Here is a 19,426-nt window from a genome sequence, read left to right on the forward strand (position 1 = left end):
GTCAGCTCGTACGGCCCTTGGCGTCGAAGGCCTTCATCCGGTCGAGCACGCCGTCGGCGCTCGGGTCCAGCATCTCGTCGACGATGCGGCCGTCGGCGAGGAAGATGACGCGGTCCGCGTAGGAGGCGGCCACCGGATCGTGCGTCACCATGACGACGGTCTGGCCCAGTTCGCGTACGGAGTTGCGCAGGAAGCCCAGCACCTCGGCGCCGGAGCGCGAGTCCAGGTTCCCGGTCGGCTCGTCGCCGAAGATGATCTCGGGCTGGGAGGCCAGCGCGCGGGCCACGGCCACGCGCTGCTGCTGGCCGCCGGAGAGCTGGGTGGGCCGGTGGCCGAGCCGGTCGGCGAGCCCGATCATCGAGATCACCTGGTCCAGCCACTGCTTGTCGGGCTTGCGGCCCGCGATGTCCATCGGGAGGGTGATGTTCTCCAGGGCGGTCAGGGTCGGCAGCAGGTTGAACGCCTGGAAGATGAAGCCGATCTTGTCCCGGCGCAACTGCGTGAGCTGCTTGTCCTTGAGGGTCGACAGCTCGGTCTCGCCGAGCCGTACGGAGCCGCTGCTGAAGCTGTCGAGGCCGGCCACGCAGTGCATCAGCGTGGACTTGCCGGAGCCGGACGGGCCCATGATCGCGGTGAACTCTCCCTGCCGGAAGTCCACGGAGACCCGGTCGAGTGCCACCACCTGGGTCTCGCCCAGGCCGTAGACCTTCGACAGATCGGAGGCGCGGGCGGCCACGGCGGTCGCGCGGTGGGCGAACTGGGTGGTGGTCACGGGAGGACACTCCTGTCGGTGGTGCGCTGTGAGGACTCCTCCATCCTCACGGCGGGGGGAGCACGAGTCGTCCGTCCCGGTAACCGTTCCCGGGGCCCTCTTGGGTCTGACCGCCGTGCCGCGCCCTCCTCCTCGGGGATGACACGCCCCCTCAGGGGGTCCTCCGGAGGTCGTCTCCGAGCCGCGCGTACGAGCCGACGATGCCAAATGCGTGACCGGGCGGCGACTTTTCGTCATTCCTGCACGCCGGGGTCGGAGATGACCACCCCGGGCCCGGCATGTGTCGATGGCTCCGTTTGTGTCCTGACGCACCCTCAGAAGTCAATAAAATAAGACAACATCGGGTAGGCGCTCGGCTGTTCGAGTGGCCTGCCCCGATAGGCTCCTGTGCCAACGCGCCGTTGCGCGCTTGCCCGGATGGTGGAATGCAGACACGGCGAGCTTAAACCTCGCTGCCCCTCGGGGGCGTGCCGGTTCAAGTCCGGCTCCGGGCACATCACCGGTGATGGACGGGACGGCCGGCGCCGGTGGGCGCGCCGGTCTGGCCCGGGAGGCTCCGGCGCGACGCTCCGGTACGGCCCTCCGATGTGACGAGACCCACCCGCCGGGCGTCACGATCCAGGAAAGATCCTCCCCGAGCACTAGGGCGTACGCTTTGCTGCCCCATTACTCTTGTCGCAAGGCCGCGCAGGGCGGCCATGGAGGAGTGAGATGAGGAGCAGTAACCCGGTCTTCTCGCGACGGGGCTTCAGCCGCGACAACGGCCACGCGGGCTTCAACGCGGCGCCGCAGGCCGGGGGCCCCGCTGTAGCGACGAACCCGTACGCGACCAATCCGTACGCCACCAACCCCTACGCCCCGCAGCAGGGCACCCAGCTCGGCGGCCCGCAGGCGCCCGCGCGCCCCGACGTCATGACGATCGACGACGTCGTGAGCCGTACCGGCATGACGCTGGGCACGGTCGTGCTCACCGCCGTCCTGTCGTGGGTCCTGCTGCCGGTGGACCCCGCCAACCTCGGTAAGTCGTACGGCATCGCGATCGGTGCCGCGCTGGTGGCGATGGTCCTCTCGCTGATCCAGTCCTTCAAGCGCAAGCCGACGCCCGCGCTGATCCTGGCGTACGCCGCCTTCGAGGGTGTCTTCCTCGGTGTGATCAGCTCCGCGGTGAGCACGTACCTCGCGCCCGGTGTGGTCGTCCAGGCGGTCATGGGCACGATGGCGGTCTTCGCCGGTGTGCTGTTCGCCTACAAGATGCGCTGGATCCGGGTCACCCGGCGCTTCTACGGTTTCGTGATGGCCGCCGCCATGGGCTTCGTGCTCCTGATGGTCGCCAACCTGCTCTTCAGCGTCTTCGGCGGCGGTGACGGCCTCGGCTTCCGCAGCGGCGGTCTGGGCATCATCTTCGGCATCGTCGGGATCATCCTCGGCGCCTGCTTCCTCGCGCTCGACTTCAAGCAGGTCGAGGACGGCGTCGCGTACGGCGCTCCGCGCGAGGAGTCCTGGCTCGCGGCCTTCGGTCTCACGCTGACGCTGGTGTGGATCTACCTGGAGATGCTGCGGCTGTTCTCGATCCTGCAAGGCAACGACTGACGCGGCACGGCCGGGTAGCACAGGCTGAGCAGCACGAAGGGGTCCGCGGGCACAGTGCCCGCGGACCCCTTCCGCTGTGTCCGACTCCGCGGAGTCCGACGGCTCGGGTGTCGGGTGTCGGTTGGCGGATCAGAGCAGGCGGCGGGCCGCCCGCCGCAGGTCGTATTCGTGGATGATCGCCTTCGCGTGGCCGTACGCGAGGTTGTGCTCGCTCCTCAGCCAGCTGACCTTCTCCTCGAAGCGGAAGAGGGCCGGACCTTCCTCGACTGTGCGAAGCCAGTCGGAGATCTCTCTGCCGGTGCAGTGAGGGATGCGGGAGAGCATGTTGCGATGGGTCTCTTCGGAGAAGACAAGGGACATCGGCGCCTCCGGACGTTGTGCGCGTACTGGTCCTTCACGCCACCGTGCCTGAGCGTTCGCCCGTTGGCAACAGTCCCGTAGGAGCGCTTGTCCGGTCGCGTAAGGTCGCGGCGTGCTCGATACAACGCCGCTGACGGCCGCAGTGGACCGATTCGCCGACCGGCTGCGGGCCGCCCCGCAGAGCCGGCTCCAACGCGGAGCCGCCGCCGAGGCACTGGCGCTGGCCAGGGAACTCTCCGTACGGGCCCAGCGGCTCGACGCCCCGGGCGAGGAGCCCAGGATCATGCCGGACTCCGGCGTCTTCGTGGTCGCGGACCAGCTCACGGTCGCGGCCGGGGATCTGGCCGAAGCATTGCGAACGGCCCCGTCCGTGAGAGAGCTGGACGAGGCCGTGAGATCGGTGGAGAAGGCGGCGGCGCGGGCGGCGCTCTGAGCGCGCCCCGCGACGGCGGGGTTCCCGGAGGGGCCACAAGGGACCTGAGGGGCTACCCGGGCTACAGGGACGCGATGACGCGGTCCGCGAGGATGTAGACGTGCTCACCGCCGCACGAGAACGTCAGGGCGTACGCGCCGGAGACTCCGGAGCCGCCCAGCAGGACCGGGGCCTCGCCCTCCCGCAGCGCCACGGCGAGCCGCTCGGCGGTCTCGCGGTGGCCCGGGGTCATGCAGAGCGTCGTGCCGTCGGCGAAGACATAGACGTCGAGGGTGCCCAGCGGGCCGGGACGGACGTCCGCGAGCGCCGTACCGGTCTCGGCGAGCGCGTCGAGCCGCGACACCGTGCGCTCGTGGTCGGTGACGACGGGGGCCTGCACCGGTACGAAGTCCGGGTGCGAGGGGTGCCGGCGACGGGCGGCGGCCAGCTCGGCGGAGTCCTCCGCGAACTCACCTGCCTCACCGACCCCGCTCACCTCGCTGACCTCGGTCAGCTCCGGGTAGTCGGCGAGGTCGTCGAGTCCGTCGGCGGCGTCGAGGTCCAGCGCCTCCAGCCCGGTGAAGTCCACCTGGCGGGGCACGTAGTACGGGCTCTCCTCGGTACCGAACCCGGGCAGTCCGCCCAGCAGCGACGGGGTGTCGGCGGCGTCACGGGCCTCCTGGGCGGCCCAGAAGGCGCGCGCCTCGGCCAGCTCGCGCTCGCGCTCCTCGGCGAGGGCCTCCGCGACGGCGGTCCGTATGTCGTCGGTGTGGGTGGCGCTTCTGGCCTGGGGTACGGCCGCGGTGAGGTCGCCCGGGACCGACGCGGCCAGCTCACCGCGCAGCGCGCGGACCTGCCTGCGCAGCCCGTGGGCGGCGTGCAGGGCGGCGACGCCCACGGCCGTGGCGGCGGCTGTGGTCAGCAGCAGGGCAAGAGACATGGCGCTCACTGACTACTCCCGATTCCGATCGATACCCCCGACTTCCTACCTCAGCTTGTCGAAGGCGAGAGCCGTCCGTCAGTGCATTACGTCACGAATTGGACAGGTCTTTGGGCCTTATATCTCTCCTGATCGCTGCTCTGACCTGGGAAAAGGAATCTCCCCCGGGCGTAGGTCACATCCTGGGGGAGATTCAGTCACAACTGAGGATCGAGGGGGTTGAGGTGCGCTTATCCGACTCGCGCGACTACTCTCCGCTAAGAATCCGGCGGGGTCCGGTTCAGCTCAGACGCTCGATGACCATGGCCATGCCCTGGCCGCCGCCTACGCACATCGTCTCCAGACCGAACTGCTTGTCGTGGAACTGGAGGCTGTTGATCAGCGTGCCCGTGATCCGCGCGCCCGTCATGCCGAAGGGGTGGCCGACGGCGATGGCGCCGCCGTTGACGTTCAGCTTCTCCAGCGGGACGCCCAGGTCCCGGTAGGACGGGATGACCTGGGCGGCGAACGCCTCGTTGATCTCGACCAGATCGATGTCGTCGATGGTCAGCCCGGCGCGGGAGAGCGCCTGCCGGGACGCCTCGACCGGGCCGTAGCCCATGATCTCGGGCGACAGGCCGGTGACGCCGGTGGAGACGATCCGGGCCAGCGGGGTCAGGCCCAGCTCGCGCGCCTTGGTGTCGGACATGATCACGAGCGCGGCGGCGCCGTCGTTGAGCGGGCAGCAGTTGCCGGCCGTCACCAGGCCGTCGGGGCGGAAGACGGGCTTGAGGCCCTGGACGCCCTCCAGCGTGACGCCCGCGCGCGGGCCGTCGTCCTTCGCCACGACCGTGCCGTCCGGGGTCGTCACGGGCGTGATCTCGCGCTCCCAGAAGCCGTTCTTGATCGCTTCCTCGGCGAGGTTCTGGGACCGTACGCCGAACTCGTCCATGTCCTGGCGGGTGATCCCCTTGAGCCGGGCGAGGTTCTCGGCGGTCTGGCCCATCGCGATATAGGCGTCGGGGACCAGGCCGTCCTCGCGGGGGTCGTGCCACCCGGCGCCCGTGCTCTGCGCGACCTCGGCGCTGCGGGCCTCGGCGTCCGCGAAGACCGGGTTGTGCGTGCCCGGCATGCCGTCCGAGGAGCCGTTCACCGAGCGCGAGACCATCTCGACCCCGGCCGAGATGAAGACATCGCCCTCGCCCGCCTTGATGGCGTGCAGCGCCATCCGGGAGGTCTGGAGGGACGAGGAGCAGTAGCGGGTGATGGTGCAGCCGGGGAGGTGGTCCATGCCCAGCTGTACGGCGACGATCCGGCCGAGGTTGTGGCCCTGCTCGCCGCCGGGCAGCCCGCAGCCGAGCATCAGGTCGTCGATGTCGCGCGGGTCGAGCTCGGGGACCCTGGCGAGCGCGGCCTCGATGATCGTGGCGGTCAGGTCGTCGGGCCGCAGCTCCTTCAGCGAGCCTTTGAAGGCCCGGCCGATCGGGGAACGGGCGGCAGAGACGATCACGGCTTCGGGCATCACGGCTCCATGAGGGCGAGGGTTGACGGGGGACGGACGGGGGGCGGGTCTGTCTGGGAAGTTACCCGCACGTAGTGCCGGGGGCACCGGGCGGGACATGTGATGCGGACCTCTTTTCTAAGCGCTTGCTCACGTGGCGGTGGCCGGGACCGGGACCTTGCCGGGAGCCGGTGTCATGCCTCCCAGCCCACCTGACGGGTCTCCTCGGCGTCCGGAGGTCCGTCCGGAGGCCCGTCCGGCGGTGTCGCGCCCGACGGGACGGCTCCGGGCGGGACGGCCCCCGCCGGGACGGCTCCGTTCGGGACGGCCCCCGCCGGGGTCGCCTCGGCCGCCGTCGGCAGATGACGGCGGCGACGGTGCTTCAGCAGGGCCCACGGGGCACGGGCGCCGGTGACCTCGGTGCCCGCCTGGGCCGCCGCGGCCGAGGCCGCCTTGGCCACCGGCAGCATGTCCTCGTCGCGGGTCGCGTCGAGGCGGTCCGTCTCCGGCCACAGGTTGAGCACCGCGCACAGCGTGGGCAGAACGGCCATCGCGGCCGTCGCGTACCCCTCGGCGGACGGGTGGTAGTTGTCAGGGCCGAACAGCTCCCGCGGATTCGCGGCGAACTCCGGCCCCAGCAGATCGCCCAGCGAGACCGTACGGGCGCCCTGCTCGACCGCCACGATCGTCTGCGCGGCGGCCAGCTGCCGGCTCACCCGGCGCGCCAGCCAGCGCAGCGGCTGGTACACCGGCTCGATCGTGCCGAGATCCGGGCAGGTGCCGACGACCACCTCCGCCCCGGCCGTACGCAGCCGCCGTACGGCCGCCGCCAGACACCGCACCGACTGCGTCGCGGGCAGCCGGTGCGTGACGTCGTTCGCGCCGATCATGATCACGCAGACATCCGGCACCCGGGACGGATCCGACAGCAGCAGCGTCACCTGCCGGTCCAGATCGTCCGACCGCGCCCCCGGCAGCGCCACGTTCCACAGATCCACGGGCCGCTCGGCGACCGCCGCCAGCCCCGAGGCCAGCAGCGCCCCCGGGGTCTGTCCCGCCCGCCGTACGCCCTGTCCGGCGGCCGTGGAATCGCCGAGCATGCCCATGCGCAGCGGTTCCGTGTGGCCGAAGGCCAGTCCGTACCATCCGTCGCCACTGGGCGGTACGGGGGCGGTCCCGCCGCCCACCGACCGCTTCGCCAGCTGGACCTCCGCCAGCAGCACTCCGACGCCCGCCGCTCCCAGGAGCCCGATGCTGCCGCCGCCGTAGGCCGCGCCCGCGGCGATCCGCCGCGCCACCCTCGCCCTCGACACAGTCCGTGCCACCTCCTCCAAGCCGCCGTACGCACGAGTACGCGCGTGTACATCAGCTAACTGCCCCGTAAGGACTGTCGCCCAATCTCACGCGTATGCGCATACGCTGGCCGGACCATCACGGAGACCCCGGAGACAACGGTGCAATTCCACGACTCGATGATCAGCCTGGTCGGCAATACCCCGCTGCTGAAGCTGACCAGCGTGACCGAAGGCATTCAGGCGACAGTCCTTGCCAAGGTCGAATACTTCAACCCCGGCGGTTCGGTGAAGGACCGCATCGCCCTGCGCATGATCGAGGCAGCCGAGGAGAGCGGGGAGCTCAAGCCCGGCGGCACGATCGTCGAACCGACGAGCGGCAACACCGGCGTCGGCCTCGCCATCGTGGCCCAGCGCAAGGGTTACAAGTGCATTTTCGTCTGCCCGGACAAGGTATCCACGGACAAGATCAATGTGCTCCGGGCCTACGGCGCCGAGGTCGTCGTCTGCCCGACGGCCGTCGATCCCGAGCACCCCGACTCGTACTACAACGTCTCGGACCGGCTGGTCCATGAGACACCGGGGGCCTGGAAGCCGGACCAGTACAGCAACCCGAACAACCCGCGGTCGCACTACGAGACGACCGGTCCCGAGCTGTGGAAGCAGACGGACGGGAGGATCACCCACTTCGTCGCGGGCGTCGGCACCGGCGGCACCATCTCCGGCACCGGCCGCTTCCTCAAGGAGGCCAGCGACGGGCGGGTACGGATCGTGGGCGCCGACCCGGAGGGGTCGGTCTACTCGGGCGGTTCCGGCCGGCCCTATCTGGTCGAGGGCGTCGGTGAGGACTTCTGGCCGACGGCGTACGACCGTACGGTCACCGACGAGATCGTCGCCGTGTCCGACAAGGACTCCTTCCAGATGACCCGGCGCCTCGCCAAGGAGGAGGGCCTGCTCGTCGGCGGTTCCTGCGGCATGGCGGTGGTGGCGGCGCTGAAGGTCGCCGAGGGGCTCGGCCCGGACGATGTCGTGGTCGTTCTGCTGCCGGACAGCGGCCGGGGCTATCTCAGCAAGATCTTCAACGACGAGTGGATGAACGACTACGGCTTCCTGGAGCAGGGCGGCGACGCGGTGAGCGTCGGGGACGTCCTGCGGCACAAGGAGGGCGCCATCCCGACCCTCGTCCACATGCACCCGGAGGAGACGGTCGGCGAGGCCATCGAGGTCCTGCGGGAGTACGGCGTCTCGCAGATGCCGATCGTGAAGCCGGGCGCCGGCCACCCGGACGTGATGGCCGCGGAGGTCATCGGTTCGGTCGTGGAGCGGGAGCTGCTCGACGCGCTCTTCACCCAGCGCGCCTCGCTCGGTGACCCGCTGGAGAAGCACATGTCCTCCCCGCTGCCGCAGGTGGGCTCCGGTGAGCCGGTGGCCGATCTGATGGCGGCGCTGAGCGGCTCGAACGGCGCCGACGCCGCGATCGTGCTGGTGGAGGGCAAGCCGACAGGCGTCGTGAGCAGGCAGGATCTGCTGGCCTACCTCTCGAAGGACGTGAAGTAGCGCCGGGAACGGCCCGGCCGGAGCCGCGAAGGCGCGGGTTCGCGAAAGTGGTACGAGCGCGACACGTCAGCGCAGCACCGGCTTAACACGCGTCCGGCACATTGGTGGTTGTCGGCGTCAAGGACCTCCGGAGCGGCTCCCGGACTCCATGGACGCCCGGACACGAGACCGGCCCTGACCCGGAACGTGTCCCTCGCGGGGACCGTCGTCGTCCCGCCCCCCGGCAACGGGGGTGCGGCGGTCCCCGCGACTACTTCTTTCGAGTGATCTTTTGAGTGACCCTTCAGCCCGCGGGGAGCGGCCGCGGGGCCCCGGCCGGAGGCCTGCGGGACCCCGGGCGAAGGCCCGCCGGGCCATCGGTCACAGCCCGCGGGGGACCGGCCGGTTCCGGTCACCCCTCCCAGTCGGAGTCCTCGCGCCGCCTGCGGTCGGCCCAGGGCCAGCCGTGGGCGGCATGCACCGCGTTCACCGCGACGATGCCCAGCCAGCAGACGACCAGGCCCTTGAAGCCGGTGTTCGCCGCGGCTATGGCGGTCAGCGGAATGGCGAGGACCAGCGAGACGACGCCGAACCCGAAGCGCCCGCCGAACCCCGTCGAGGCGCTCGGCGGGCGGGGGCCGCCGCCCCGGGCGGCCGCCATCTGCTGCTCGGCGAGCCGCCGCCGGACATGACGGTCGGTCATCCCGTCCATGCGCTGCTCCACCTTTTCGAGGAACGATTCGATCAGTGCGGGCTCGTAGTCCGCCCCCAGCTCGTTACGGGCCTGAAGGGTGGCGTCGAGCTCCTTCTTGAGCTCAGGGTCGCGGGCTTCCATGGCGGCTACGGTACGAAGCGGGATGTCCCCCGCGCATTGGGGCTAGCCCCCGTTTTTCCCCGCGGGGTTCCTCAGGCCGTGGTCCGCCGCCCAGGCGTTCGCGACGTCCTCCGGGTCCTTCTTGTCCTTGTCCACCTGGCGGTTGAGTTCCGTCAGGGCCTCGGTCGTCAGGGCGTTGCCCAGCCGGGCCAGCGCCTTGCGGACGGTGGAGTCGGCCTTGCGGTCGGCGATCAGCGGGACGATGTGCTGGCCGGGGACGAGGTTCTTGGGGTCGGTGAGGACCACCCAGCCCTCGGCGGCGATGTCCGTGTCCGTGGTGAAGAGATTGGCGACGTCCACATCGCCTTTCTTCAGCGCGCCCTTGACCAGCGGTCCCGAGGAGTCCAGCGACTTGAACTCCTTGAACTCCACGCCGTACACGTCCTTGAGCCCGACGACGCCGACGACCCGTTTCTTCACCTCGGGCGCCGCGCCGATGACCAGCTTGCCGTTCCGCTTCGCGAGATCCGCCAGCGTCCTGAGGCCGAACCGGTCGGCGGTCTCGCGGGTGACGGCGAAGGCGTCGGAGTCCTCGGCCTTCCCGTACGGGAGGATCTGGAGGCCCGCGGGGAGGGCGACGGCGAGGGCGTTCTGCATCTCGCCCTCCTCCGTGGCGGTCGCCTTGGGGTCCAGGTAGTGCAGCAGGGCGCCCTGGTACTCGGGGAGCAGATCGATGTCGCCGCCCTTGAGCGCCGGGATGAGGATCTCGCGGGTGCCGAGGTTGGCGCGGACGTTCGTCTTCACCCCCGCGGCGCCGAGCACGGCCGCGTAGAGATGGCCGAGGATCTGGTTCTCGGTGAAGTTGGCGGTGCCGATGGTGATGCCGTCCGCGCTGGAACCGCCGCCACCGCCCGCGCCGCCCTGGCCGTCGAGGGAGGTGATCCCGCTGCTGCACGCGGCGAGCGCGGGGACGGAGGCCGCGGCGAACAGGCCGCCGAGCAGCCTGCGCCGGTTCATCGGTGAGTTCGGGTGCGAGTGCGAGTGCGCATGCGCGTTCATGGGTGAGTCCGAGGTCACGGGAGTGGTCTCCTAGGCGGCGGTGCGGTGGCGGAAGAGGACGCGCTGCAGCCCTGACAGCGCCAGATCGAGGACCACGGCGACGACCGCGACCAGCACGGCCCCGCCCAGTACCTGGACCAGGTCGCGCTGGGCCAGGCCGTCGAAGACGTACCGGCCGAGCCCGCCGAAACTGACGTACGCGGCGATGGTCGCCGTCGCCACCACCTGGATCAGCGCGAGCCGCAGCCCGGTCATGATCAGCGGCAGCGCGAGCGGGATCTCGACCTGGAGCAGCACCTGACGGCCGCGCATGCCCTGGCCCCTGGCCGCGTCCTTCACCTCCGGGTCGACGGCGCTCATCCCCGCGTACGTATTGGTCACGATCGACGGGACGGCGAGGGCCACCAGCGCCACGTACACGGGGGTCATGGACAGCCCGCTGGCCAGGAAGACCAGCACGACGAGCCCGACCGTGGGCAGGGCCCGGCCGAACGAGGCGAGGTTGATGGCGAGGAACGCGCCCCGGCCGGTGTGCCCGATGAGCAGCCCGACGGGCAGCGCGATCAGCGCGGCGATCACGGTCGCGATCAGCGAGTACTGGAGGTGCTCGGCGAGACGGTGTCCGATGCCGTCCGGGCCCGTCCACTGCTCGCTCGACACCAGCCAGGAGCCGAGGTCCTTGAAGAGTTCGTACATGCCGGGTCAGGCCTTCCCGCTCTGAGGGTGCCGCTGCCTTCGCTGCCGCTCCGGCCGCCTCGTCCAGGGCGTGAGCACGTACTGCACGGCCACCAGCAGCGCGTCCGCGACCAGCGCGAGCAGCAGGGTCAGGACGACGCCGACGACCACAGGGGTGGGGAAATCGCGCTGGAAGCCGTCGGTGAAGAGCTGGCCGAGGCCGCCGTCGCCGATGTAGGTGGCGACGCTGACCAGCGAGATCGACATGACGGTGGCGATCCGTACGCCCGCCATGATCACCGGGAGCGCGAGGGGCAGCTCGACGGTGAGGAGCGTACGCAGCGGGCGCGTGCCCATGGCGACGGCGGCCTCACGCGCCTTGGCGGGGACGGACTCCAGTCCCTCGACGGTGTTCCGCAGCAGGACGACCAGCGTGTAGATCGTCAGGCCGATGACGGTGGTGGTCCTGGTCAGCCCGGAGACGGGCAGCAGCAGGACGAAGACCGCGATGGACGGGATCGTGAACAGGACGTTGGAGAGCCCGAGGAGGAAACCGCGCAGCGGCCGGACGCGATGGGCGAGTACGGCCAGCGGGAGCGAGATCAGCAGCCCGAGGAGCACGGCGGTCAGGGCGGCCTGGAGATGGGAGAGGGTGAGGGTGGTGAGATCGCCCGCGTGGTCGGATATCCACGCCCACTCGATGGTCATGCGGTCCCGCCCGGGGTCGTCCCGCCCGGGGTCTTCGCCAGGGCCGTGGCGGTGTCCTGCGAGGGGCCCGTCGTTCCGGTGAGGGTTTCGGCCGCCCGCGCCGCCTCGCTCACGGCGGCCCGCGCCGCCTCCTGGTGCCTGCGGCCCGCGTGCTCGTGGATCGCCTCGCGCGAGGTGACCCCGGTCAGCACGCCGTCGGCGTCGACCCGGGCTATCAGACCGGCCGGGGAGGCGATCGACTCGTTCAGCGCGGCGAGCAGCGAGTCGGTGTCGCGCAGCGGCCGTACGGGCGCGAGCGGGGCGCCGGGGGAGGCGGCGGCCGTGCCGTACGGGTCGAGCCAGCCCAGCGGCTCGTTCCGCGCGGAGACGACCAGCCAGGGCCCCGAGCCGGCCGGCGGCGCCGGCGCGTCCTCCCGTACCGTCGTGGCCCGCTGGAGCGGCACCCCGGCGAGCGTCGTCAGCGAGAGCAGCTTCAGCTCGCGCTCCGCGCCGAGGAAGTCGGCGACGAACTCGTCCGCCGGACGGGCCAGCAGCTCGGCGGGGGCGGCGCACTGGACGAGGTGGCCGCCGGTCCGGAAGACGGCGATCCGGTCGCCGAGCCGTACCGCCTCGTCGATGTCGTGGGTGACGAACGCGATGGTCTTGTTGAGGTCGCGCTGGAGCCGGACCAGCTCGTCCTGGAGCTGGGTCCGTACGACCGGGTCGACCGCGCCGAACGGCTCGTCCATCAGCAGCACGGGAGGATCGGCCGCGAGCGCCCTGGCCACCCCCACGCGCTGCTGCTGGCCGCCGGAGAGCTGGTGCGGGTAGCGCTTGCCCGCCTCGGCGGTCAGTCCGACCGTGTCCAGCAGCTCGGCGGCCCGCGCACGGGCCTTCTTGCGGCCCCAGCCGAGCAGCAGCGGCACGGTCGCGATGTTGTCGAGGACCGTACGGTGTGGAAAGAGGCCCGACTGCTGGATGACATAGCCGATACCGCGCCGCAGCTCGGCGGCGTCCTGTTCGAGCACGTCCCGGCCGCCGAGCCGGATGGTCCCGGACGTCGGGTCGACCATCCGGTTGATCATGCGGAGGGTGGTGGTCTTGCCGCAGCCCGAGGAGCCGACCAGAACGGTGATCCCGCCCTCCGGCATCTCCAGCGTGAGGTCGTGAACCGCCGTGGTGCCGTTGGGGAAGCGTTTGTTCACCGCGTCGAATTTGATCATCAGTCGTCCCTTGCCCCGCGTCCCTTGCCCGGCTGCATATAGTCATGCAGAGTTCTCGTTGTCTGAATAGATTGTCAATGCCCCCGGGTAAATCACTGGTTACGGATGGCCGCAGGGCAAGACATAGCGTCCGATAAGGAGGCGTTCGCGCATGATGTCGTCCCACATGATGGACCCATCGGCTCCGCGCACCACCCCGAGCACGGCCATCGTCGTACTGGACGGACAGAGCCTCCCGGTGACCGATGTCGTACGCCTGGCGGACGGCGCCGCTCGTCCGGTACCCGGAACCGACGCGATGAAGCGTGTCGAACAGAGCTGGCACCTCGCGCGCGAGCTGGCCGCCTCCGGCCGGGTGTACGGACGCTCCACCGGCGTCGGCGCCAACCGCACCGAGGCCGTGCCCACCGAGGCCGCCGCCGACCACGGACTGCGGCTGCTGCGCAGCCACGCCGGTGCCATCGGCGACCCCCTGCCCGCCCGCGAGGTCCGCGCCATGCTCGCCATACGGGCCAACCAGCTCCTCGCGGGCGGCGCGGGACTGCGGCCCACCGTCGTCACCGCCCTCTGCGAGGCGCTGGAGTCCGGCGCGTACCCCGTGGTGAACGAGTTCGGCTCGGTCGGCACGGGCGACATCGCGGCCCTCGCCCAGATGGGGCTGGCCCTCGCCGGTGAACATCCCTGGCAGGGCGGCCCCGCGCCCGAGGCACAGCCCCTCGACAACAACGACGCCCTCGCCCTGATCAGCAGCAACGCCCTCACCCTCGGCCAGTCCGCGCTCGCCCTCCACGAACTGCGCCGGCTCACCACCGCCACCGAACTGGTCGCCGCGCTCTCCCTGCTCGCCGTCGACGGCTCGTACGAGGCGTACGCGGAGCCCGTGCACGCCGCGCGCCCGCACCCCGGCTCGTACGCCGTCGCCGCCGACATGCGGGCGATCCTCGGCGCCCCCGAACGGCCGGGACCACCCATCGGCCGCATCCAGGACCCGTACGGCTTCCGCTGTGTCCCGCAGATACACGGCCCGGCACGTGACGCCGCCGACGCGCTGGAGAACGCCCTCGCCGTCGAGATCAACGCCGCCGCCGAGAACCCGCTGATCCGCCCCGGCACGGAGGCGGACCCGATCCCCGCCGCGTACCACCACGGCGGCTTCTATCTGGCCCAGGTCGCGCTGGCGCTCGACCACTTCAGGCTCTCGCTCGTGCAGACGGCGCGGCTCTCCACCTCCCGGCTCTCCGCGCTCAACGAACCCGCCTTCACCCGGCTGCGGCCCTTCCTCGCCGACGCCGAGCCCGCCAGCTCCGGGGTGATGATCCTGGAGTACGCGGCCGGGGCGGCGCTCGGCGATCTGCGGGCGTTCTCCGCGCCGGCCTCGCTCGGCCACGCGGTACTGTCCCGTGGCGTGGAGGAGCAGGCGAGCTTCGCCTCGCTCGCCGCGCGCCAGACCCTGCGCCTGGGCAGCGCGTACCGGCTGGTCGTCGGCTGCGAACTGGTCGCCGCCGTACGGGCCCTGCGCCAGCGCGGACTGCGGCCGGACCCCGGGCTTCCGGCCGGCAGGGCCCTCGAACTGGCCGAGACCGTACTCCAGGACGAGGCCGCCGACCGGCCGTTGACCGATGATGTGACAGCCGCCGCCGCGCTGCTCGATCAATTCACCGACCTGGTCACGGATCTCGTGACGCATCCGGTGAACGGTCCGGCCACGGCGGGCGGGACCATGGCCGAACCGACCGAACAGACAAGGGGGATCGCATGAGCGACAGCCCTGCCGCCCGACTCCAGCAGCTTTTCGAGGGCCACCGGCTGACCCCCACTCAGCGGCGCATCGCGCACAGCATGGTGCGGCGGCCGGCGGACGCCCCGTTCCTGTCGAGCGTCGAGCTGGCGGACCTGGCGGGAGTCAGCCAGCCGTCCGTCACCCGCTTCGCGGTCGCCCTCGGCTTCGACGGCTACCCGGCGCTGCGCCGGCATCTGCGCGATGTCGCGCCCGTCGGCCCTGAGGAGAGCGAGTCCACGTACAACGAGTACCAGCAGGCCGTACGCGGCGAGATCGAGAACCTGCGCCAGCTGGCCGAACTGCTCGCCGATCCCGGCCCGGTCGAACAGGCCGGGCGACTGCTCGCCGCCTCCCGCCCGCTGCCGGTACTCGGCCTGCGCGCCGCCTCCTCGCAGGCGCGCGGCTTCGCCTACTTCGCGGCCAAGGTCCATCCGGACGTACGGCTGCTGGACGAGGGCGGCACGATGCTCGCCGACCGGATCGACGCGGCCAGGACGGCCGGCGCCACCGCGCTGCTCTGCTTCGCGCTGCCGCGCCACCCGAAGGAGGTCGTGGACGCGCTGGCGTACGCGCGGTCGGCCGGGCTGACGGTGGTGACGGTCGCCGACTCGGCGTTCGCGCCGGTCGCGGGCCACAGCGACCTGCTGATCCCGGCGGCGGTCGGCACCGGGCTCGCCTTCGACACGGCGTGCGCGCCGATGCTGCTGGGGCGGGTGCTGCTGGAGGCGATGTGCGACGGGCTGCCGGACGCGCAGGCGCGGCTGGAGGAGTTCGACGCGCGGGCGGCGGCGCGGGGGCTGTTCGTGGAGTGACCCTCGTCGGAGGCCCTCTTCCCAGGGCCTCCGGTCAGGGACGTTTCGGCCGGTGGACCTTCGGCCGGTGGACCTTCGGCCGGTGGACCTTCGGCCGGTGGACCTTCGGCAGGTGGACCTCGGCCGGTGGACCTTCGGCCGGGGGCCTTCAGGACGGGCCGTGGGTGACACGGATCTTGGACTGGCCGTGCGGCAGTTCCTCCCAGTCGGCCATGAAGCGGGCCGCCAGACCGTGCTTCTCGGCCAGGGCGATCAGCGTCTCGGTGCGGTAGTAGAAGTCCTCCCGCAGTACCTGGTGCTCCTTGCCCTCGGTGCGGTCGAAGGTGAAGTCGAACCAGCCGCCGGGGGCCATCACCCGGCCGACGTTGGCGAAGCACTCCTCGATGACCGGGAGCGGGGAGTGCGAGAAGACGCTGTGCGCGTGCACCACGTCGAAGTGCGCGTCGGGCAGGAAGCGCAGGGTCAGATCGCGGACCGGGGTCAGCGTGGGCAGCCGGTTCTGCAGGCGCTCGCGCACCATCGTGTCCTGCGCGGCGGCGAGGATGTCGGGGGAGATGTCGATGCCGTAGTAGTGCCCCGGCTCCAGGTGCCTGATGAACCGCCAGCCCGCCCGCAGATTGCCGCACCCGATCTCCAGCATCCGGTGCTCGGGACGCAGACCGTGGGCGAGCAGATAGTCGAACTGCATCGCGCCCAGCGCCAGCCACCGCTCACGGCTGCGGCTGCCGACCGCCGCGTCCGGGTCGGCGCGGGTGTCGGACCGCATCACCGCGCGGTAGTACGCGACATGGTCCGGCCAGCGGTACCGCAGCCACGCGTCCCGCGCCGCGCGGACCAGATGGCGCGGCACACGGTCGGGGTGGCGCAGCGCGTAGGAGACGCGGTGCCCGAGGGCGGCGCGATTGACGGTGACGTTCTTGGTGGCCACGGGGGCACTTCCTCCTCGTACGGTGCGGACGCGGCGGCCGTGCCGGACCGGACAGGGCCTGGCTTCGCCTCGCGGGTTTTCTCGGTACCAGCCTGGGTGCGCGGGCGCGCGCCGGACGCGGCCGACCGGCCCTCCCGCGCGGTCGGTCCTGAGGACGCGGGTATCAGCCGATTGGAGGTTGCGGCGGCGCGTCGTGCAGGCTATGGCCGGGAGGAGCACGGAAGACCCCGAGCGATGAGGAGGCCGGCGGTGCGGCACCGTACGGAGTCATGCCGGTCGTGCGGCCCGTGACGGCGGTGGGCGCGAGCCCGGCTCCGGGAAAGGGCGCGCGGGCCGATACGAAGGCCGATCGGGCCGCTCCGGAGGCCGAAGGGGCCGATCCGGCGGGCGCGCGGGCCGATCCGGACGGGCGGTGGCTGACGGCGGTCATGCACGCCGCGTTCTTCCTGCTGCTCGGCTCCTCGCTCGTCCGCTTCCTGACGCGGGATCAGGGCGACGCGCGTACGTCGTCGTGGACCGTCGCGCTGTTCGCCGTCTTCTGGCTGCTCTACGTCCTCGGGCAGCTGCTGGCGCCCGCGCCGCGGCCCGGCGCCCGGCCCACCGCACGGCATCTGGTCTGGCTGGGCGCGGTCTCGGCCGTCTGGATCGTGCTGCTCGTCCTCGCGCCGAGCGCCACCTGGTGCGCCATGCCGCTGCTCTTCGCCGGACTGCACACGCTGCCCGCGCGGATCGCGGTGCCGGTGGTGGCCGTTCTCACCGCGCTGGTCGTCGCTTCCCAGATACGGGTCTCGGAGGGCATGCCCAACCCCAACATGGTCATCGCCCCGCCGGCCATCGCGGCGGTCGCCACCGCCGTCCTGGTCCATCTGCGACGCCAGGCGGCCCGGCAGCGCACCCTGATCGACGACCTGGTCCGTACCCGCCGCGACCTCGCCGCCACCGAGCGGCGGGCGGGCGTCCTGGCGGAGCGGCAGCGGCTGTCCTCGGAGATCCACGACACCCTCGCGCAGAGCCTGTCCAGCCAGCGGATGCTGCTCCAGGCCGCCGAACGCGTCTGGCGTACGGAGCCGGACGTGGCCCGCGGACATATCCGGGACGCGGCCGAGATCACCTCGCGCGGCCTCGCCGAGGCCCGCCGGTTCGTCCATGACCTGGCCCCGGCCGACCTCGCCGGGGTCGCCCTGCCCGAGGCGTTGAACGCCCTCGCCGCGCGCGAGAGCGGTCCCGGCCTGACGGTGGCCTTCCGGCTCGACGGCACCCCCGGCCCGCTGCCGGCGCGGACCGAGGCGGCGCTGCTGCGGATCGCCCAGGGCGCGCTGGCCAATGTGCGGGAGCACGCCACCGCCACGCGCGCCGTGCTGACCCTGACCTGGCTGGACGACCAGATCTCGCTGGACGTCGCCGACAACGGACGGGGCTTCGACCCGGACGGCGCGCCCGCGCCCGCCTCCGGTGACGGGCGCGGGCACGGGCTGCCCGCGATGCGTATCAGGGCGGGGCAGGCGGGCGGCGCGCTCACCGTGGAATCCACGCCGGGTGAGGGCACGGTGGTGTCGGCCGCCGTGCCCCTCGTCCCCGTAGCCTCGCTGGACCCGCCCGGCCCGCCCGGCCAGCCCGGCCCGCCAGATCTGCCCGGCCCGCTCGACCCGCCCGATCCGCTGAGGGAGACCGCATCGTGAGCCCGCTGGAGTCCCCGTCGCCGATCCGGCTGCTGCTCTGTGACGACCACGCCGTGGTGCGTGCCGGGCTGCGCGCGCTGCTGGCCAGCACCGACGGCTTCGAGGTGGTCGGCGAGGCGGGCAGCGGTGAGGAGGCCCTCGCCCTGGCCGCCCGCGTACGCCCCGATGTCGTACTGATGGACCTTCAGCTCGGTGGTGGCATGGACGGCGTGACGGCCACCCGGCAGCTGACGTCGGCTCCGGCACCGGCTCCGACGCCGGGTGGTGCGGAGGGTTCCGGCACACCGGGCCCGCGCGTGCTGGTGCTCACCATGTTCGACACCGACGCCGACATCACCCGCGCCATCGAGGCGGGCGCCACCGGCTACCTGCTCAAGGCCGAGCGACCGGAGGAACTGTTCGCCGCGATCCGCGACGCGGCGGCGGGCCGTACCGCGCTGTCGGCCCCGGTCGCGGACCGGGTGCTGGCCCAGATGCGCAGCCCGCGCCCCGTGCTGACCGAGCGCGAACGCGACATCCTCCGCCAACTGGCGCTTGGCCTGGGCAACCGGGAGATCGCACGGGCCCTGTTCATCAGCGAGACCACGGTCAAGACCCATCTGGGACGGATCTACGGAAAGCTGGGCGTGGACACCCGGGCCGCCGCGGTGGCGGTCGCGGGCGAGCGCCGGCTGCTGCTGCCCTGACGGCGGCCGCTGCCGCCCGAGAGCGCCGCTTCTCACGAAATGCTCAGAGAACCTCATTAGTCTGCCCGCCACAACACAGGCTTGAGGAGGCGGATCGTGGGGCGCGGAGGGCAGTCTCTGGCACGGGTGGCCGTGATCGTACGGGCCGGTGCGGTCCCGTTGTGGTGGCTGGGGGTCCTCGCCACCGGCGTCGGTGTCCTGCTCCCCGGACTGACCGGGCGCGGGATCGGCGGCTACACCGGAGCGGCGCTGTTCGTGGTGTGCGCCGGAGTGGTCGCGCTCGTACGCCGGCGCCGGTACACGGAGTGGGCGGACCGTGCCGAGCGGGCGGGGAAGTTCGACTTCCTCCAGGACCGCGCCGTGACACTGCGGAACTGGCGCAAGGCGAACCGCTGGTGGCTGCTGGGCGCCTTCGCCGTCGCGGTGGGGAGTTCGTTCGCGCTGCCCGGCGCGGGGGGCCCGGCCCTGGCGGGCGCCGGCGTCGGGCTGTGGCTCAAGGCGGCCTGGCTGGGGCGCCGGGAGCGCCGGGACGACACGCTGCTGTGGGTACGCACCGACTGGGCCGGCACCGGGCACCCCGTGGGCAAGAAGGTCAAGGGCTACCGGACCACGGGGACCGCGGCCGGTGACGCCGTGCCGGGCGGGGCACGGCGCCGCCGCTGAGCGGCCGTACTACGGCCGGCCCGCGCGTGACGCGAGCG

At 71.8% G+C, this 19,426-nt stretch carries 19 protein-coding genes and 1 tRNA gene; 9 read left to right on the forward strand and 11 right to left on the reverse strand.

Annotated features, from left to right (window positions below; translation table 11 throughout):
• Position 1 precedes the first annotated feature (1 nt).
• Positions 2–772 carry an ABC transporter ATP-binding protein gene (locus tag ACZ7LS_RS29345; protein ID WP_382673141.1) on the reverse strand — a complete coding sequence of 257 codons (771 nt, stop codon included), beginning with the start codon at positions 770–772 and terminating at the stop codon, positions 2–4.
• A gap of 411 nt (positions 773–1,183) precedes the next feature.
• Between ACZ7LS_RS29345 and ACZ7LS_RS29350 the strand changes: the two genes are divergently transcribed.
• Positions 1,184–1,266, forward strand: a tRNA-Leu gene (locus ACZ7LS_RS29350).
• Between the two features lie 217 nt (positions 1,267–1,483).
• On the forward strand, positions 1,484–2,362 hold the full coding sequence (locus tag ACZ7LS_RS29355; RefSeq protein ID WP_382521778.1) for a Bax inhibitor-1/YccA family protein: 879 nt from the start codon (positions 1,484–1,486) through the stop codon (positions 2,360–2,362).
• Between the two features lie 129 nt (positions 2,363–2,491).
• Here ACZ7LS_RS29355 and ACZ7LS_RS29360 read toward each other — a convergent pair whose 3' ends face one another.
• Complete coding sequence (locus ACZ7LS_RS29360; protein WP_382521775.1) at positions 2,492–2,722, reverse strand: DUF4287 domain-containing protein; 231 nt, start codon at positions 2,720–2,722, stop codon at positions 2,492–2,494.
• 112 nt (positions 2,723–2,834) lie between these two features.
• Between ACZ7LS_RS29360 and ACZ7LS_RS29365 the strand changes: the two genes are divergently transcribed.
• Positions 2,835–3,155: a hypothetical protein gene (locus tag ACZ7LS_RS29365; protein WP_129769993.1), complete on the forward strand. Its 321-nt coding sequence runs from the start codon at positions 2,835–2,837 to the stop codon at positions 3,153–3,155.
• A gap of 61 nt (positions 3,156–3,216) precedes the next feature.
• On the opposite strand, the gene ACZ7LS_RS29370 is transcribed toward ACZ7LS_RS29365, so the two are convergent.
• The 3 genes from ACZ7LS_RS29370 to ACZ7LS_RS29380 all read right to left on the reverse strand — a co-directional run bounded on the left by ACZ7LS_RS29370 (position 3,217) and on the right by ACZ7LS_RS29380 (position 6,852).
• Complete coding sequence (locus ACZ7LS_RS29370; protein ID WP_385135827.1) at positions 3,217–4,074, reverse strand: hypothetical protein; 858 nt, start codon at positions 4,072–4,074, stop codon at positions 3,217–3,219.
• Positions 4,075–4,354: 280 nt separating this feature from the next.
• Positions 4,355–5,575 (reverse strand): acetyl-CoA C-acetyltransferase, encoded by a 1,221-nt coding sequence (locus ACZ7LS_RS29375; RefSeq protein ID WP_385135829.1) that lies wholly within the window; start codon positions 5,573–5,575, stop codon positions 4,355–4,357.
• 173 nt (positions 5,576–5,748) lie between these two features.
• Positions 5,749–6,852: an SGNH/GDSL hydrolase family protein gene (locus ACZ7LS_RS29380; protein WP_382522240.1), complete on the reverse strand. Its 1,104-nt coding sequence runs from the start codon at positions 6,850–6,852 to the stop codon at positions 5,749–5,751.
• 156 nt (positions 6,853–7,008) lie between these two features.
• On the opposite strand from ACZ7LS_RS29380, the gene ACZ7LS_RS29385 reads away from it, so the two are divergent.
• A complete protein-coding gene (locus ACZ7LS_RS29385) occupies positions 7,009–8,403 on the forward strand; it encodes a cystathionine beta-synthase (RefSeq protein ID WP_382521766.1) in 1,395 nt (464 codons plus the stop codon).
• Positions 8,404–8,794: 391 nt separating this feature from the next.
• Here the strand turns inward: ACZ7LS_RS29385 and ACZ7LS_RS29390 are convergent, their stop codons facing one another.
• The 5 genes from ACZ7LS_RS29390 to ACZ7LS_RS29410 all read right to left on the reverse strand — a co-directional run bounded on the left by ACZ7LS_RS29390 (position 8,795) and on the right by ACZ7LS_RS29410 (position 12,840).
• Complete coding sequence (locus ACZ7LS_RS29390; protein ID WP_382521763.1) at positions 8,795–9,217, reverse strand: hypothetical protein; 423 nt, start codon at positions 9,215–9,217, stop codon at positions 8,795–8,797.
• Between the two features lie 42 nt (positions 9,218–9,259).
• A complete protein-coding gene (locus tag ACZ7LS_RS29395; RefSeq protein ID WP_382522237.1) occupies positions 9,260–10,213 on the reverse strand; it encodes an ABC transporter substrate-binding protein in 954 nt (317 codons plus the stop codon).
• Between the two features lie 72 nt (positions 10,214–10,285).
• Positions 10,286–10,951: an ABC transporter permease gene (locus ACZ7LS_RS29400; protein ID WP_382521760.1), complete on the reverse strand. Its 666-nt coding sequence runs from the start codon at positions 10,949–10,951 to the stop codon at positions 10,286–10,288.
• 6 nt (positions 10,952–10,957) lie between these two features.
• Positions 10,958–11,638 (reverse strand): ABC transporter permease, encoded by a 681-nt coding sequence (locus ACZ7LS_RS29405; RefSeq protein ID WP_382521757.1) that lies wholly within the window; start codon positions 11,636–11,638, stop codon positions 10,958–10,960.
• On the reverse strand, positions 11,635–12,840 hold the full coding sequence (locus ACZ7LS_RS29410) for an ABC transporter ATP-binding protein (RefSeq protein ID WP_382521754.1): 1,206 nt from the start codon (positions 12,838–12,840) through the stop codon (positions 11,635–11,637). Before ACZ7LS_RS29410 ends, ACZ7LS_RS29405 begins: the two co-directional genes overlap by 4 nt.
• A gap of 154 nt (positions 12,841–12,994) precedes the next feature.
• Between ACZ7LS_RS29410 and ACZ7LS_RS29415 the strand changes: the two genes are divergently transcribed.
• Complete coding sequence (locus ACZ7LS_RS29415; protein WP_382970294.1) at positions 12,995–14,599, forward strand: aromatic amino acid ammonia-lyase; 1,605 nt, start codon at positions 12,995–12,997, stop codon at positions 14,597–14,599.
• Positions 14,596–15,432, forward strand: a complete 837-nt coding sequence (locus tag ACZ7LS_RS29420; protein WP_382521751.1) for a MurR/RpiR family transcriptional regulator — start codon at positions 14,596–14,598, stop codon at positions 15,430–15,432. Before ACZ7LS_RS29415 ends, ACZ7LS_RS29420 begins: the two co-directional genes overlap by 4 nt.
• 148 nt (positions 15,433–15,580) lie before the next feature.
• Here ACZ7LS_RS29420 and ACZ7LS_RS29425 read toward each other — a convergent pair whose 3' ends face one another.
• Entirely contained in the window at positions 15,581–16,360 is a 780-nt protein-coding gene (locus ACZ7LS_RS29425; RefSeq protein WP_382521748.1) for a class I SAM-dependent methyltransferase, read from the reverse strand.
• A gap of 428 nt (positions 16,361–16,788) precedes the next feature.
• Between ACZ7LS_RS29425 and ACZ7LS_RS29430 the strand changes: the two genes are divergently transcribed.
• The 3 genes from ACZ7LS_RS29430 to ACZ7LS_RS29440 all read left to right on the forward strand — a co-directional run bounded on the left by ACZ7LS_RS29430 (position 16,789) and on the right by ACZ7LS_RS29440 (position 19,388).
• A complete protein-coding gene (locus tag ACZ7LS_RS29430; RefSeq protein WP_385135897.1) occupies positions 16,789–18,039 on the forward strand; it encodes a sensor histidine kinase in 1,251 nt (416 codons plus the stop codon).
• Positions 18,036–18,725, forward strand: coding sequence for a response regulator (locus ACZ7LS_RS29435; RefSeq protein WP_382673129.1), 690 nt, complete (start codon positions 18,036–18,038; stop codon positions 18,723–18,725). The genes ACZ7LS_RS29430 and ACZ7LS_RS29435 overlap by 4 nt, the downstream gene beginning before the upstream one ends.
• A 96-nt stretch (positions 18,726–18,821) precedes the next feature.
• A complete protein-coding gene (locus ACZ7LS_RS29440; RefSeq protein ID WP_385135836.1) occupies positions 18,822–19,388 on the forward strand; it encodes a hypothetical protein in 567 nt (188 codons plus the stop codon).
• Positions 19,389–19,426: the final 38 nt, after the last annotated feature.

It is taken from the genome of Streptomyces sp. NPDC039430 (assembly GCF_055639435.1).